This window comes from Staphylococcus sp. GW823-FHT05F06, from assembly GCF_058795495.1.
The window spans coordinates 225,029-241,924 of record NZ_JBXAHW010000002.1 but is presented as its reverse complement, the minus strand read 5'-3'; the positions used below and the strand labels follow the sequence as shown (position 1 = coordinate 241,924).

16 protein-coding genes are annotated in these 16,896 nt (G+C 31.6%); all 16 read right to left on the bottom strand.

Features of this window, described 5'->3' with window-relative positions; all coding sequences use genetic code 11:
• Positions 1–2: 2 nt before the first annotated feature.
• On the bottom strand, positions 3–2,711 hold the full coding sequence (locus AC1Q7N_RS02705; protein ID WP_001831318.1) for a helicase C-terminal domain-containing protein: 2,709 nt from the start codon (positions 2,709–2,711) through the stop codon (positions 3–5).
• Between the two features lie 24 nt (positions 2,712–2,735).
• On the bottom strand, positions 2,736–3,707 hold the full coding sequence (locus tag AC1Q7N_RS02700) for a biotin--[acetyl-CoA-carboxylase] ligase (protein WP_001831050.1): 972 nt from the start codon (positions 3,705–3,707) through the stop codon (positions 2,736–2,738).
• The gene (locus AC1Q7N_RS02695; protein WP_001831104.1) at positions 3,694–4,896 is read right to left on the bottom strand and encodes a CCA tRNA nucleotidyltransferase; all 1,203 of its coding nucleotides are present in this window, start codon (positions 4,894–4,896) and stop codon (positions 3,694–3,696) included. Before AC1Q7N_RS02695 ends, AC1Q7N_RS02700 begins: the two co-directional genes overlap by 14 nt.
• Positions 4,886–6,028, bottom strand: a complete 1,143-nt coding sequence (gene bshA / locus AC1Q7N_RS02690; protein ID WP_001831222.1) for an N-acetyl-alpha-D-glucosaminyl L-malate synthase BshA — start codon at positions 6,026–6,028, stop codon at positions 4,886–4,888. The genes AC1Q7N_RS02695 and bshA overlap by 11 nt, the downstream gene beginning before the upstream one ends.
• Before the next feature lie 21 nt (positions 6,029–6,049).
• Positions 6,050–6,367 carry a nucleotide pyrophosphohydrolase gene (locus AC1Q7N_RS02685; protein ID WP_001832769.1) on the bottom strand — a complete coding sequence of 106 codons (318 nt, stop codon included), beginning with the start codon at positions 6,365–6,367 and terminating at the stop codon, positions 6,050–6,052.
• A 180-nt stretch (positions 6,368–6,547) separates the two neighbouring features.
• Positions 6,548–7,243, bottom strand: a complete 696-nt coding sequence (locus AC1Q7N_RS02680) for a zinc metallopeptidase (RefSeq protein WP_001831045.1) — start codon at positions 7,241–7,243, stop codon at positions 6,548–6,550.
• 44 nt (positions 7,244–7,287) lie between these two features.
• Positions 7,288–7,881: a DUF1405 domain-containing protein gene (locus AC1Q7N_RS02675; protein ID WP_001831230.1), complete on the bottom strand. Its 594-nt coding sequence runs from the start codon at positions 7,879–7,881 to the stop codon at positions 7,288–7,290.
• Positions 7,882–7,892: 11 nt separating this feature from the next.
• Positions 7,893–8,456 carry a YpiB family protein gene (locus AC1Q7N_RS02670; protein ID WP_001831161.1) on the bottom strand — a complete coding sequence of 188 codons (564 nt, stop codon included), beginning with the start codon at positions 8,454–8,456 and terminating at the stop codon, positions 7,893–7,895.
• Between the two features lie 13 nt (positions 8,457–8,469).
• Positions 8,470–9,714, bottom strand: a complete 1,245-nt coding sequence (locus AC1Q7N_RS02665; protein ID WP_001831060.1) for a tetratricopeptide repeat protein — start codon at positions 9,712–9,714, stop codon at positions 8,470–8,472.
• Between the two features lie 3 nt (positions 9,715–9,717).
• Positions 9,718–11,019: a 3-phosphoshikimate 1-carboxyvinyltransferase gene (aroA, locus tag AC1Q7N_RS02660; protein WP_001831249.1), complete on the bottom strand. Its 1,302-nt coding sequence runs from the start codon at positions 11,017–11,019 to the stop codon at positions 9,718–9,720.
• Between the two features lie 9 nt (positions 11,020–11,028).
• Positions 11,029–12,093 (bottom strand): 3-dehydroquinate synthase, encoded by a 1,065-nt coding sequence (gene aroB / locus AC1Q7N_RS02655; protein WP_001831320.1) that lies wholly within the window; start codon positions 12,091–12,093, stop codon positions 11,029–11,031.
• 27 nt (positions 12,094–12,120) lie between these two features.
• The gene (gene aroC / locus AC1Q7N_RS02650) at positions 12,121–13,287 is read right to left on the bottom strand and encodes a chorismate synthase (protein ID WP_001831020.1); all 1,167 of its coding nucleotides are present in this window, start codon (positions 13,285–13,287) and stop codon (positions 12,121–12,123) included.
• A 480-nt stretch (positions 13,288–13,767) separates the two neighbouring features.
• On the bottom strand, positions 13,768–14,217 hold the full coding sequence (gene ndk / locus AC1Q7N_RS02645; RefSeq protein ID WP_001831235.1) for a nucleoside-diphosphate kinase: 450 nt from the start codon (positions 14,215–14,217) through the stop codon (positions 13,768–13,770).
• Between the two features lie 139 nt (positions 14,218–14,356).
• Positions 14,357–15,316, bottom strand: a complete 960-nt coding sequence (locus tag AC1Q7N_RS02640; protein ID WP_001831120.1) for a polyprenyl synthetase family protein — start codon at positions 15,314–15,316, stop codon at positions 14,357–14,359.
• Between the two features lies 1 nt (position 15,317).
• The gene (locus AC1Q7N_RS02635) at positions 15,318–16,043 is read right to left on the bottom strand and encodes a demethylmenaquinone methyltransferase (protein WP_001831089.1); all 726 of its coding nucleotides are present in this window, start codon (positions 16,041–16,043) and stop codon (positions 15,318–15,320) included.
• The gene (locus tag AC1Q7N_RS02630) at positions 16,036–16,614 is read right to left on the bottom strand and encodes a heptaprenyl pyrophosphate synthase subunit A (protein ID WP_145376276.1); all 579 of its coding nucleotides are present in this window, start codon (positions 16,612–16,614) and stop codon (positions 16,036–16,038) included. Before AC1Q7N_RS02630 ends, AC1Q7N_RS02635 begins: the two co-directional genes overlap by 8 nt.
• Between the last annotated feature and the right edge of the window lie 282 nt (positions 16,615–16,896).

Below are 16,896 nucleotides of genomic sequence, written 5' to 3'. Positions count from 1 at the left end.
CGTTAGCTTTTACTCTCATTATCGATAGACCTCTGTATTTGATTCAGTAATTTATTAAACTGTTTAATATTACCTTTTCGTTGTTTAAAATGTTCTAGTGATTGAGCAAAAAAGCTTTTATATGTGCTATTTACTAGTCGATCATCAAATGACACAATAAGTCCTTTGTCGTCTTCGTGTCGAATAAGACGTCCAAGACCTTGTCTAAACCTTGTTACAGCATCAGGTAATACATAATCTTTAAAAGTTGATGTGAATTCAGAATCCATAAGCCAGTATTTAATATTATGTTTATTCATAAATGGTAATTTAGCTATCATTACACATTTAAGGCCATTGGCTTGAAAATCAAAACCTTCAAAAAATGTTGATGTTCCAAGAAGTATAGATTTATCAAAGTTATTAAATTGTTGAACAATTTTATAATTTTGGTTTTGTTGTTGGGTTAAAATGACATAATCTTCTAACTCAGGTAATTCATTTAACAAATCTTGAACCATATGCATCATTTTATAGCTTGTAAATAAGACAAGACATTTCGACTGTGTCACTGTGATGTATTCAACAATATAGTCTACAATTGAAGCTACATAATCGTCTAAATTTTTATAATTGTACGTTTCAACATCATTGGGCACAAAAACATTTGTATGGTTGGATGATGTTAAAGGTGTTGAAATTTCAAATGTATTAAAGTCTATATCTTCATTAAACCAATTTTGAAATGCTTTAAATGAGTGATTGAAAGTTAATGTGCCAGATATAAATGTAAGAGACTTAAATTTTTCGAGTACTTGTTTCGTCAAGATATCTTTAACATCATAATCCTTGACTAAGAGTCGGATTGTTGATTTTTGTGCTAAATTTTTAATTGAAATAAAGCTTGTATGATGATCTTTTATACTTTGTTCGATAAGTTTAAATTTGTCATGTAAGTATAATAATTGTTTCCGTACAGACTTGATTGTTTTGTGATTCATTCCGTTAAAAATTTCTATCGTTTTATTTAATTTATCTATGATTGCACGTAAATCTTTTAAAATCTCACCCGTTTCAAAGTCATAAACGTAATGATACTTATGAATGTCATCATCATAAACGTCTGATGTTTGAATAATATTATAAATTGTAGTGAATAGTTGCTCATTTAAATCATGTAACTCATTGATATTTATTTTCAGTCCAAAAACGTCTATAGGTGCAATATCTAGTTTCTCTAAAATACGTTGTTGCTCAAGTTTGTCTACTGCTTTAAGTAGTTTTTCATTTTCATTTTTGCCAATAAGTCCTAATTGATATTTAACATCTGAATAATTTAAATCATTAGTAACTTGATTTAGCGCATAGTCAGGCAATCTATGTGCTTCATCGATGATGCAATCATCAAATAGTTGATATATAGTGTTTTCACTGTCTGAATGAATTAAGTGCGCATGATTAGTGATACCAATTTGTATGTTTTGAGCATTTCTTTTTATATAATTATAATAATGGATATCATGACGAACTGGAACGTATGTTTCAATTTTTTGGTCAACATACATTTTTTGTCCACCTTTAAGATTTAATTCCTGTATGTCCCCAGTATTTGTTTCAGTTATCCAAATAAGTAACTGCATTTTAAGAATACTTACTTCATAATTATTTGTATCGTCTTTAAGAATTTGGCTGATAAGACCAAGAGATATATAATCATTTTTACTTTTGATTAATGACGCGTTAATTTTAAAATCTAAAACATCATTGAGTAATGGTATGTCTTTCTCTAATAGCTGACTTTGTAATAATTTTGTATTTGTTGAAATCATTACATGACGACCGGTCTCAATATTATACATTGTTGCTGCAAGCAGGTAAGCAAGAGACTTTCCACTACCCAAAGGAGCTTCAATCATTGCCTTATCACTATGCATCAACTGATCAAGTATAATTTCGGCTAGGTATAACTGTTGTGGCCGATATGTAAGATTTAATGATTGAGTGACATTTTTATATAAATCTTTTAAGGTACCATCAAAATTGACAGCCGGTTTTTTTAAATCAATTTGTTTACGGTAAATAATTTGTTCAAATTGTTCAAATTGGTTGTTAGGCGGTTTAGTTTGATAATTTCTAACCATTTCAAACAAAATATGATAAAGATCATACTTGAGATTTTTACTTAAATAGTACAGTTGTTTTTGTGTATCTAAATGCAATTGCTCGAACTTCTCAAAAGCTTTAATCATCAATTTAGCAGTTGTTGTTGCATCTTCATCTGCTCTATGTGCATTATTTAATGGTATATGATGAGATTCAGCCAATGCACTTAACTGGTAGCTTTTGTCTGTAGGGAATGCGATTTTAAACAATTCTAAAGTATCCATTACTCTTTTAGGTTTAAATTGAATATTACATTTTTCAAAAGCTTTTTTTATAAAATTAAGATCAAATGAGATATTATGTGCAACAAAAACACAGTCTTTGATAAGTTGATAAATGTCATCTGCGACCTCATTAAAATAAGGTGCCTGTACTAACATTTCTTCTTCTATAGAAGTTAAGGCTTGGATAAACGGTGGAATTTCTAAATCGGTACGTATCATTGAATGGTATGTATCAATTACTTGATTCTGACGCACAAACGTAATACCAATTTGAATGATTTCATCATAATCCAGTTGATTTCCAGTTGTTTCTAAATCAACAACTGCAAATGTTGCTATTCCCATAATGTCCGCTCCTCATTTTTGTGTTTATAAATCTATATCTGCACTCATAAGTCGATGTAATTGACCTTTTTCATCTTTAACAATAAGGAATCCATCTGAATCAATATCTATGGCTTCCCCCAAAAATTGATGATTATTTTCAGTGAATTTAAGTTGACGATGCCATATATTTGTAGCGTGAATATATTCTTCTCGAATTGACTCAAAAGTTTGATGTAAAAATTGATCAAAGCGATGTATAATTTGAGTTAATAATGCAGTTAAAAAAGTATATCTATTAATTATACTATCGGAATGCATGCGTATACTTGTTGCTTTATCTTTAATATCCTCGTCAAAATCACTTTCAACATGATTCATATTTATACCTATACCACAAATTATTGCTTCTATTTCATCATAATTTGCAACCATTTCAGTTAAAAATCCGCAAATTTTTTTATTACCAATATATATATCATTTGGCCATTTAATTGTTACACGTTCGTTCGAAAATTGTTGAATAGCATCTCTAATACCTAAAGCAATAAATAAATTAAATTTAGGTATCATAGAAAAAGGTACGTCAGGTCTTAGCACTAGTGACATCCATAAGCCTTTTCCTTTAGATGATTCCCAATTACGATTGAATCTACCTCTACCTTCGGTTTGTTCATCGCTCAAAATTAAAAAAGTATCTTTATTTCCAACGAGTGCTCTCTTTGCTTTTAATTGTGTTGAATCTACAGTGTGATAAACTTCTAGATGATTAAAAAGGCCAAGTTCATCGAGAATAGGTTTTACAATACCGCTATACCACTGATCAGGTAATGAATTCAGTTGATGGCCTTTGTGGTTTATTGACTTGATATCACAACCATCTTCTTTTAATAGGTCAATAACTTTTTTGACACCTGCTCTAGAAATATTGAGTTGATCGGCAATATATTGCCCTGATATGTAATTTGATTGATGTTCATACAACATTCTAATGACGTCTTGACTATATTTTGACATGTGCATCCACCCATTCTAATATTTCTTCTTTAGTGTTGACTATTTGATTTGATATGACTGCGATTTCTATTTCTCTAAGTGTATCTTTTAGCCATGGTCCTGAATTTTTATTCGTATGATTGAGTATATCTTTACCATTTATTGCCAATTCTTTTCTGCAATGGATAGGTAATTTTTCATTTGCTTCGCGAATACTTATTTCATTAATGATTAAATGATTGGCTGTTGTAAGCCCATTTTGTTTAAGCAAATGATGTAATGATAATAGGATTTCAATATCATTTAAATTGTAATCATATACTAATGTTATTAAAGATTGCTTTGACTGTATCTTAGGCAATGTTTGGATGAGTGTAACCCATTTTTTGATAGTTGCTTTTTCTTGATTGCTGATTTTCAAGGTGCTTAATTGTATATCTTTTGGTTGTTGGACGATTAAGATTGCAATCCAAAGTTCAAATGTGATGGGCTCATCTATATGAAGATGAGACATCTCAAATGATTTGAAAAAAGGTATATAATTAAATGCTTTCATGTTTTGCATGACTTCAAAACTTTGTTTAACATTGTTTCCCATGATAAGTTTTTTAAGCTCTACTACTACACGTTCAACGGATAAATATTGTATATCTGAAATCTGAGAAGACATTGCATGTAATGTGTCTGAATCAATTTGAAAATTAAGTTGTGATTGAAAACGTAATCCTCTAATGATACGAAGCGCGTCTTCTGAAAACCTTTCACTTGGTACACCAACAGTACGAATTACTCGATTGTTTATATCTTGTTGACCATTAAAATAATCATACAACCGGTAATTTAAATCCATTGCTATAGCATTCATTGTAAAATCTCTACGTTGAACATCTTGATATAAGTCTCTTACAAAATACACTTCACTTGGCCTACGATGATCGATGTATTCATCTTCAGATCTGAATGTAGTAATTTCATAATTGTCATTTTGAAAGACCACGTTGATCGTACCGTGTTCTTTCCCCACTGGTATGGTTTTATCGAATATAGATTCTATTTCGTCAGGCGTTGCACTGGTGGTAATATCAACATCATGTATAGGTCGTTGCATGATGTAATCACGTACTGATCCGCCAACGAAATAAGCCTTAAAACCTTTATTTTGAATCTTTTTTAAAATAGGTTTTGCTTGTTCAAATATCTCATGACTCATTGTTGTTCTCACCTTGTTCTAGCATCTTTCGATAATAGTTTTCATATTGGTCAGTAATTAAATCTGAACTAAATCTTGCTTCAATATCTTTCAGCATTTGTGATTGCATTTTTTGATATAACTCTGGATTTGATAAAAGTTTAATAGCATATTTTGCAGCTTGTGTACTATCCCCTATATCTACTATAAATCCAGTTTCTTCATGTCTGATGACCTCTTTAATACCACCTGCATGACTCCCTATAGGTAAGACGCCTGTTTTCATTGCTTCTAAGAGAGTTAATCCAAAACTTTCTTTCTCACTTAAGAGTAGTACTAAATCAGATAGTTGGTAGAATGCGCTTACGTCATTTTGTTTGCCTAAAAAGAGTACGTGTGTTTCAACATCAAGTTCTCGTGCTTTATGTCGCATATCGATTAATTCTGGACCATCTCCTAAAAGTATCAACTTGGATGGTATACTCTCATGAACTTTTGCAAATGTCTCAATCACTGTATCAATACGTTTTACTTTTCTGAAATTAGAAACATGTATCAATACCTTTTCTTCAGGTGAAATACCATAACAATCTTTTAATTCTTCATTATGCCGAGTTGGGAATTCATTTTCCCTTACAAAATTATATATAGGGATGATTTCCTTTTTAGTATTGATAATTTCATAAGTTTGCTGTGCTAGAGAATGGCTAACACTTGTTACAATATCACTTTGTTCTATGCCAAATTTTATCGCGTTTTGTAAAGTATGGTCATAACCTAACACAGTTATATCAGTGCCATGTAGTGTTGTCATAATTTTGACGTTTTTACCTGACATTTGTTTCGCTAATATACCACATACAGCGTGAGGTACAGCATAATGCATATGCAATATGTCTAAATCATATTCTTGTATAACGTCAGAAATTTTTGTACTTAATGTAATATCGTATGGTGGATATTGGAATACGGCATATTGATTGACTTCAACTTGGTGGAACGTCATGTTAGGTAAAGGTTTGCGTATTCTAAAGGGTATGTTTGAGGTAATAAAGTGAACTTCATGGCCACGTTCTGCCATTTTAATACCGAGTTCTGTAGCAATAATGCCAGAACCACCCATGGACGGGTAACACGTTATACCGATTTTCATTTGTGCCCATCCTTTCTTAAATTATTTTCTTTCAAAGCGATTTTTATCTCTTGTATTAAACTTATTCATCGTGTCATTAAAGCTTTCTGTCATATCTATGTTTAGAGAGTTTGCAATACACAGTAAAACAAATAAATTGTCTCCCAATTCAGCTTTAATTGTATTATCTTCTTCTGTATCTTTCTTTTTTTTCTCTCCAAAATGATGGTTAATTTCGCGTGCTAATTCTCCAACTTCTTCTGTCATTCTTGCTAGATTAGCAAGTGGAGAAAAATAACCAGCTTTAAACTGACTGATATAGTCATCAACTTCTTGTTGCATTTGCTCCATAGATTTCATATAGAAGTACTCCTTTATCGCTATTCTTATATAGTATATTACAAAATAAAGTGACTTGCATTTCAAGTGCAATGTTTAATATGGATTAAAAGATAGGATTTTGTCACGTATTCAAATAAAAAAAGGTAACCATTACAAATCCATTGTAATGATTACCAGGAACTGCGTTGTTATATATGATTAATCACTTGATCTTGCAATTAATATAATACGAGCAAGTTCAGCTAACGCAACTGCAGTAGATGCCACATATGTCATTGCTGCTGCAGATAAAACTTTTTTCGCGTGTTTGTATTCTTTCTCATTAACGATATTTAAAGCTGTTATTTGTTTCATCGCTCTTGAACTAGCGTTAAACTCAACAGGTAATGTCACGATAGAGAATAAAACTGCAAGTGACATTAAACCAGCACCAACCCATAGAACTGTAGAGCCAAAGACACTACCGAGAGCTGTTAAAACAATACCTACCATAATAATAATGTAGCTTAAAGAACTACCAATATTAGCTAATGGTACTAATGCTGTTCTAAATCTTAATGGTGCGTATCCTTGCTGATGTTGAATTGCATGTCCTACTTCATGGGCTGCAATTGCAGTACCAGCAACTGATGGTCTATCGTAGTTTGCAGGAGATAAACAAACAACTTTTTTATTTGGGTCATAGTGATCAGTTAAGAAACCTTCGCCTTTAACGACGTCAACATCGTAAATGCCATTAGCATGTAAAATTTCTTCAGCAACTTCACGACCAGTTTTACCGCTTGTGGATCTCACTTGTGAGTATTTTTCATAATTAGATTTAACTTTGTGTTGAGCCCACATTGGAATGACCATTAATATTACGAAATATATAATCATTGATATTAAAGACATTAAACTCACTCTCCTTTATTTTCATTTTACTGTCAAATTTGTCTTTAATCAAATGTTTTAACTTTCAACCACTTTTGTAATTTTAAAAATAAAATATACGAAATGATAGTGAGACTATAAGCCAATACCCCTACTTCAATTAAATGTTTGGCGATAAAATCATAGTAGGGATATTGTCCGTATATGTAATCTATTACGTCATTGATCGTCACCCATATGAAACTCATCAATCCAGCCAATTTAGATATTTTAAAACGAGGATAAAAATAGATAGCTTCTAATATCATAATTGCGTGAGAAATGAGCAACATAAGTCCGTTTATGGCAATATCATTCATTTTTATAAACATCAAAATATTCATAATTACAGCCCAACTACCATATTTAAATAGAGTTATAAAAGCTAAAGCGTCAATCAGGGCATAACGCTTATTAAATAGTATGAATAATAATGATAAACATAAAAATAATGTAGCAGTGGGACTATCTGGAACAAATAATTTAAAATAATTTGGTGTGTTAGCTAATTGACTACTATACCAATGATAACCGTATATCGTACCAAATATATTGCAAATTAAAATAAAAGAAATCAACCATTTTTGATAAAGTGAAGTTTCCCAAAGCCATTGATACATCTTAGTATGAACTACCTTTCATGTAAAGTTGATTGAATATCTTTTGATTTTAATACATTAAGTATTTGTGTGAGTTGATAAAAATAATCAGGTTCATTCATTTGTAAACTTAAATCAATATTGTTTTGTAAGGTTTGAATAATAAATGTTTGTTTTCTTTTATCCATAGAAATTGAATATAAGTCTTGTACATAAGATGAATAACTAGGTGAATGTATGAGCTGCATTAATATTAAATCATCTAAGCGAGATTCTCGGATGTGACAATTAGCAAAATGTATTTGTATATCTAATCTTAATGTATGATTTGCAATATAATTAAAAATTTGATTTGTATTAATATAAGATTTATTATCCTTGCTCAATTGAATTGCAGAAGCAGTTGCATCCACTTCTGCAATTTCTAAGGTATAATGATTATTGATTTTACTATTTACGAAATGTACATTATTTAGCTTATCTTGATTTGCCTTTAAATAATTTAATACCCACACAGTGATTCTTGATTTAAAACGATAGTTAAACAGAATATATTCTATAAAATTTTGTTTGATACGAATAAGAGAATCATTCATTTAAGTCACCAACTTATATTTGCAATCTCATTGACTCGTCATGCCAATTTTCATTGCTTGGATCAATTTCTAATAATTGATTTAAAATCAAAATTGCTTTTTCTTTTTGTCCAATTTCTAATAAATAGAAATAATAATCGCTTAAAAATTCAACTTGGGTTTGTAATGTTGGATATGCTAATTCAAAGAAATGTTGCGCTTCTTTATCTCGTTCTTCTTGACCGTATGCATATGCTAAATGCCACATGAAAATAGGGTCTAAATCTTCTTCATCTACATAAGTCAACAATTGTATAATTGATTCATAGTCTTCTTCATTACGATATAAATCACTTAAAATCAACAATGGTTCATGATATGCATTATCGACTTCTAAGGCTTGTTTTAGCAATTCTACACCTTCATTTGCATCTCCATGCTCAATTTCTAAGCTACCTGTAGAAACCATTAATTCTTTGTAAAATTGACTTAAACGTAATCCTTCCTTACCAGTTTCTATAGCATCAGGATAATTTTTTTCATTTTCAAATAGAGATTGAAGATAAAAATATCCTTGTATAAAATCAGGATCTTTTGAAAGTAATGTTTGCATAATTTTAATTGCTTCTTGAGTTAAATCGTTTTTTTCATAAGCAATTGATTTTTTAAAGTAATCTTCAGAATTCATCTCTTCTTCATTAATTTCATCAAATAAGCTAATAGCATCTGAATAATTACCACTTTGTAAACTACAATCTGCCATTCGCGAAAAAATATTTACTCCATTAACTTCATATTCACCAGTTTCTAATACTGTTTCATACTCTCTTGTAGCTCGTAAGTATTGCCCATCGTAGTATAATAGCTCTGCTAAGGCGAAGTGAATAATTGGATCATTAGGTTCAAGATCTAATGCTTCTTGCAATTTGTCAATTGCTACTTCTAACATATTTATTTGTTGGTATAAATCGGCTTCTAGCATCAACTTTTCGGTAGATGGTTCTACTTGTGCTAAATATTCAAGTGCTTCGTCAGTTTGGTTTTCAGACATGAGACCTTCGATAAAGTAAATGAGTAATTCACTTTCATCTGGGTATTTATGATACAACGTTCTAAAAACTTCTAACCCTTGAGGTGTAAGACCGAAATTATATAAAGTTTCACCAAGTATAAATAATGCATCATCATTGTTTGAACTCAATGCCTCATTTACTCGAGAATCTAAGTTTTCTATTTTTTGTAGATTGATATCGTCTATAAGTTTGTAGATATCTTCCATTGTTTATTTTCCCTCATTTTCTAAAAGCTTTAGTTTAGGTAAAAAACCTGGGAAGGAAACATTAACAGCGTCAAATTGCTCTATTTTGAGTGGTTCTGAACTAAGTAGTGAAGCTACAGCTAACATCATTCCTATACGATGATCTGTTTGACTATCTACAGTTGCATTTGATCTAAACTCTGATGGATGTATAATAAGTCCATCATGTGTGGGTTGTAAATTAAAACCAAGTAAATTTAGCATGTCTGCAGTAGTATCTATACGATTTGTTTCCTTCACTTTTAATTCTTCCGCGTTTTTGATAATACAAGAATTTGAAGCTTGTGTGCAAAGTAGTGCAATAACTGGTAATTCATCGATAGCCCTTGGAACTAAGTCGCCTTTAATTGTAACAGCATTCAAGTTCGGTGTATATTTTACATGTATTGATGCAGTTGGTTCTGCACCCTTGCTTACATTACTTAATTCAATGTTTCCTCCCATTTGTTTAACGATATCTATGATACCTGAACGAGTGGGATTAATGCCAACATTATGAATTGTAATGTCACTACCGGGCGTAATTAGGGCTGCGACTATGAAAAATGCAGCAGATGAGATATCTCCTGGAACATGAAAATCTCTAGGCTGTATATGTTCAATTGCATAAGGTATGGTTTGGATTGTTTTACCTTGAATTGATATAGGAATGTTAAAGTGTGCAAACAATGTTTCTGTATGATTTCTACTTACATCAAATTCTGTAAGTGTCGTGGCTTCTTTTGAAAATAGGCTAGCAAGTAAAATAGCACTTTTAACTTGTGCACTTGCAACTTCCATTTGATAATTTATACCTTTAATAGTTGAAGGCTTAATTATAAGTGGTGTGTAATTATTATCAATTCCAGATATATTAGCATTCATTTTTAACAGAGGTTTCATCACTCTATCCATGGGTCTTTTGCCTATAGATACATCACCAGATAACACACTTTCAATGCCTAATCCGCTTAAAAGACCTGCAAGTAACCGTGTAGTAGTACCAGAATTACCAGTATAGAGCACTTGGTGTGGCGTTATGAAATTTTGATATCCTGGTGAATTGATTATGATAGAATTGTCCTGCTCTTCAATTGTTACACCTAATAGTTTAAAGATATCCATAGTACGTCGACAATCTTCGCCCATTAAGGGTTCATAAATGGTTGATATGCCTTTAGCTAATGAAGCTAACATAATAGCGCGGTGTGTCATCGATTTATCACCGGGTACTTCTATTTCACCTTTGAGTGGTCCATTAATATTAATTATTTCACTGTTATTCATTTGATTCACCTACTTAAAATAAGATTGTAATTCCTCGAAAGCTGATAAAAGTGTATCCTTATCAACATGAGTGACAACTGGTTTCCCTAAATTTTTAAGTAAGACCATTTGAATACCATTGTAATCATTTTTTTTATCTAGAAGCATAAAATGGTAAGTATCTTCAAAATGAAGTTGTTTGATGATAGATAATGGATATTTAAGTTTTTTCATATAATTAATATAGTGTTGAATGTTATAATTTGTCTCGAACAAATGGTTCGCAACAATAAATTGATAAAGAATACCAATCATAACTGCATGACCATGAGGTATTTTATGCTCATATTCAATTGCATGACCGAATGTATGACCAAGATTAAGAAACTTTCTTTTACCTTTTTCTTTTTCATCTTCAACAACAATATTTAGTTTTGTTTTTATACCCTCAAATAAATAATAATCTAGATTTTTTAACGCTTGTAAAACTTTATTTGAGGTAAAATTAGATTCGATATTTTTTGTTGATTTCTCACCGTTTAATAAAGCGTGTTTATAGACCTCAGCATAGCCACTTAGTATTTCAGAATATGGTAGAGTTTCTAAAAAATCTAAATCATAAATGACAGCTTTGGGTCGATAAAAAGCACCAATTAAATTTTTACCATGCTCAGAATTAATTCCAACTTTACCACCTACACTTGAATCGTGGGCTAAAATAGTTGTCGGTACTTGAACAAATGATACTCCTCTAAGTAAAGTTGCAGCAATAAACCCTGCGAAATCTCCTGTTGCACCACCACCAATGGCAACAATACATGTTTGACGTGTTAATTGATGGCTTAGTAAATATTCAATAGTACGATGATAATGTTCGAATGATTTTGACGTTTCCCCAGAAGGGATTACGATACATTTAGCATCAAATTTTTGAGCCAAAGCTTCAAGTTTATCTACAAATAAATTATAGACTTGCTTATCTATAATGAAAAATCGTTGTTCTTCATTTTTAATGTATCTTTCTAAAGAGTTAATTGCGTGATGTTTAACGATGATGGGATAATTATCACTTGCATATGATGTTTTAAGTTCCATGCTTTCACCTCAATCATTCTAGGGTAATTAAAATTCTATGTTGAGTTGTCGACGCTCTTTAATTTGTGCTACGAGTTGGTCCATGTGGTTAGATTGAAACTCTTCGAGTACTGCTTTTGCTAACTCAAAAGCGACAACGTGTTCACATACTACGCTAGCTGCGGGCACTGCACAACTATCTGAGCGTTCTATAGTAGCTTTGAAGTCTTCTTTAGTATTAATATCAACTGAGTTTAGTGGTTTATATAAAGTAGGAATAGGCTTCATGACACCATTAACAATTATAGGCATCCCATTACTCATGCCTCCTTCAAATCCACCTAAGTGATTTGTAGCTCTAAAATAGCCTGAATCTTGATTATAATGAATTTCATCTTGAATTTCGCTACCAGGTTTTTCAGCTGCTTTAAATCCCTCACCAAAACTTACACCTTTGAAGGCGTTGATACTCACAACACCCTGTGCAATGCGTCCATCTAATTTACGGTCATAGTGTACATAACTTCCCACTCCAATAGGCATGTTTTCAGCCATTACTTGAACTACGCCCCCGATTGAATCTCCGTCTTTTTTCGCTTCATCTATTTTATCTCTCATTTGTTGCGCAATATTTTCGTCAATTACACGTACATCATTTTTATCTACATTATTTTTGAACATATCTACATCATATAAACCTTTGTCTTTAATACCACCAATTTCGACTACACGGCTATATAAGTGGATATCTAATTGTTCTAAAAGAATTTTTGAAACAGCACCCACAGCAACTCTTGCTGCTGTTTCTCTAGCAGATGAACGCTCAAGCACATTTCTTAAATCACGATGATTATATTTCATGCCACCTATAAGATCAGCATGGCCCGGTCTAGGTTTTGTAATGGTACGTTTCATATTTTCTCTTTCTTCATCACTAATTGGTGCGACGCCCATTATTTTTCTCCAATGAGTGAAATCGTCGTTAGTAACTACTAAAGTTATTGGACTTCCTAAAGTAAAGCCATTTCTGACGCCTGACACAATTTCTATAGTATCTTTTTCAATTTTCATACGACGCCCCCGACCATATCCCCCTTGACGTTTAAACATTTCCTTATTAATATCTTCAGCCTTAATTTCTAAATTAGCTGGTACACCTTCTATGATGACTGTAAGTTGTGGTCCATGTGATTCACCGGATGTAAGGTATCTCATGATCGCACGCCCCTTTCTATTCTTCAATACATTAAATTGTAATATGTTTAATATATTATCATATTCAATCACACAACATAAGTCAGTTAGACAAACAAGGAGATTTTTATTTTAGCAGTTATAAATATTTAAAAAAGAATAGCACCAAGATGATTGTTATGTCATAGTGACATTATACCAATTAAAGATCAGTCTATTAAAAAACTCAAAAGACCGAAATCATTAGATACATGATTGATATATTAAAAGTAGGTCATTACTTAATAATGAATGCTCAATTGTCAAAAGATAAAATTGCTATATAATCGAACAATATACGGTATTGCATCGTTAAATCCCTAGATAAAAAAATAAATAGACTAATTCAATAAGTATTATTTTAAGCAAATAAAATTTGGTTAATCATAAAAAATGCCTGAGACACAAATATGCGTCACAGACATTAATGGATAAAATGAATTTCATTATTTGATATTTTTATTATTCGTATAGCCAATCTTCTCTTGGTTCTTTATAATCAGCAATTTCGCTACTTGTAAACCATAATTTAACTTCACGTTGTGCTGATTCTGTTGAATCTGAACCATGTATAATATTACGACCTAGATTTAAACCATAGTCGCCTCGGATTGTACCAGGAGCTGCTTCGCTTGGATTTGTGCTTCCAATAATTTTACGAGATACAGCTACAGCATTTTCACCTTCTACTACCATAGCAAAAACGGGTGCAGAAGTAATGAATGAAATTAACTTGTCGTAGAACGGTTTTCCTTCATGTTCACTATAATGTTTTTCAGCTAGTTCCATAGGCACTTGCATAAACTTACCGCCAACAAGCTTAAGACCTTTCTTTTCAATGCGAGATATAATCTCACCAATTAAATTTCTTTGGACAGCGTCCGGTTTAATCATCAAAAATGTGCGTTCCACTTCGTGTGTCCCCCTGTGCATGTGTTTCATTCATTTTTATAAGTATGTAAAAAACTTAAAACATTGCAAGCTATAAAAATATCCTGCTACTTAGTATGGTAACAGGATAATGAAGCGCTTTCAACTTTTGTCACAAAACTTACTTATTTCGACTTCCCATTTTTTTAATAAGCTTTCTAAATAGTTCTTTATTAGGACCATCCTCTAATTCATCGATTAAATTGATTGCTTTATTTAAATACTTTTCACTTATTTGTTTTGATTGTTCTATGCTTTCGGACTGTCTAATTATTGTTATACAAGTTTCAAAGGCATGTTGAGGACTGTCAGGATTAAGTTGTGAAATTTTATCTTTAAAAGTCTTATTTTTTCGCATTTCTAATAGTACAGGTAATGTAATATGACCATTCATAAGGTCACTACCAACCGGCTTACCAAGTTTCTTTTCAGAACTAGTAAAATCTAGCACATCATCTATTATTTGGAAACTCATACCTATATAATGTCCGATCATTTTTAATTTACGAATAACGTCATTTGACGCATTGGAAGTAATCGCACCAACTTGTGTAGACAGTTGAATAAGAAGTGCTGTTTTACGGTTGATACGACGTAAGTAATTAGTAATTGTTTGATTGCTATTAAATTGATCTTGAAATTGGAATAGTTCTCCTCTACACACATCAACAATTGATTTAGAAATGGTCGAATGGACACGAGTATCACTGATTTCAGATAAATGCTTGAGCCCCATAGCAAGTAAGAAATTTCCTGTTAAAATAGCTGTACTTTGGTCCCATTTTTTTGAAATAGTGAGTCGGCCTCTACGTTTATCACTTTTATCTATCACATCATCGTGGACTAAGGTAGCCATGTGAATTAGTTCTAAAGCTACTGCTACACGATACGTGTCTTCTGAAGGTTTGTTGTTAGAGCCAAATTGACCACTTAAAATAACAAAAGCGGGTCTAACTCTTTTTCCCCCTGAAGATAGTAAATGGAATGAGGCTTCTTGTAATGTTTGATCAGAACTTATAATTGCTTCTTCAAGTCGCTTTTCTACTTTCTTTATTTCGTTGTTAATGTTTAACTTTGCCACGTTAATCACCTTTGCTAGAACTGTTTTCTTTATAGCCAAGGTGCATTGCAGCAACGCCACCTGTAAAGCTACGTACAATGATATCGTTAAATCCTGCTTCGAAGAATAAGCCTTTCAATGTTTGTTTGTCAGGAAAATTAAATGTTGATTGTTGCAACCATTCATATTCTTCTTTGGACTTAGCAAACATTTTACCAAAAATTGGCATCACAAATTTAAAGTATAAACTATAGATTTGTTTGAATAATGGCAATGTCGGTTGGCTTGTTTCAAGACATACCACCATGCCTCCTGGTTTTAAAACTCGATGCATTTCTTTGAGTGCTGACAAATAATCCGGAACATTGCGTAAGCCAAAACCAATAGTAACATAATCAAATGAGTTATCATCAAAAGGTAAATTCATAGCATCACCATGAACAAGCTGGATATTTTCCAATGAAGCAGTTTTCTGTTTACCTACCTCAAGCATATTTTCACTAAAATCAAGACCAGTTACTTGGCCTTTTGAGCCTACTGCTTCGCTTAATGCAATAGTCCAATCTGCAGTACCACAACACACATCTAAAGCTTTACTGCCTTTTTGTACATTCATAGTACTCATAACATGTTTTCTCCATACTTTATGCTGTTCGAAACTTATGATGTTGTTGAGTCGATCGTATTTTTGAGAAATATTTTGGAATACTGTATGAACTTGTTCTTTTTTAGCTTGATTTTCAGCCATTTTCATTACCTCTTTTTTTATAACTTTTGCTAATTTCTTGAATATATTTATCTATTTCATATCTGTTAAACTTACCCAGATACTCAGGATGGTAATCTTTATATTTAGAAGTCAATTCAGCGAATAATTTGATTTTATCAACAGAACTTCCAAAATGGTTAATTGTAAGATATGGAAATAGTGTTTCTATATCTAGAATCGCATCTTTCAACTCTTTATCAGTGAGATCATTTTGATTAATTGATGATTTATCTTCATTGATTTTAACAATGGCCTTGCTCATTGCAAGTTGAAAAGCGGAATCTTGAATATTTGCTAATAGAGTATAGAAATGAGCGCTTAATAGGTCCCCTATTAATATTGCTTTCTTAGATAGATGATTATCACCAATAGCGTCCAAATGACGCATTGATGTATCAATAGTGAGGCAAGCAATCTTAGCTTTATCTGGGATAGAGTACATATCTAATAAATGACTTAAAGAGCTATTGATTTCAATAGGCTCATACTCATTAATGCCCTTAAGCAGTTGTTCTACATGTTTGTTTAGTTTGCTTATTGTCGTTTCCATGTTCACACCTCACGATATTATCATTAACAATATTAACATTATATGTAAAAAAATAAAATCTATTGGATTAAGTCTTTTAAAATAAATAGTTATTCTATGTAAGTGGTTTGCGATTTGAGGAATAAAACTCATTTTTACCAAAGATCTAGTAATTACTAATATGATAATAGTTACTAGATGGCTTTATAAAATTTTTAACTAGATGATTATTAGCCAATATAGCTAGATAAACGATTTTAAATAAATAGTAAATGAGTATATTAACTCAAGATCATTTCTAAA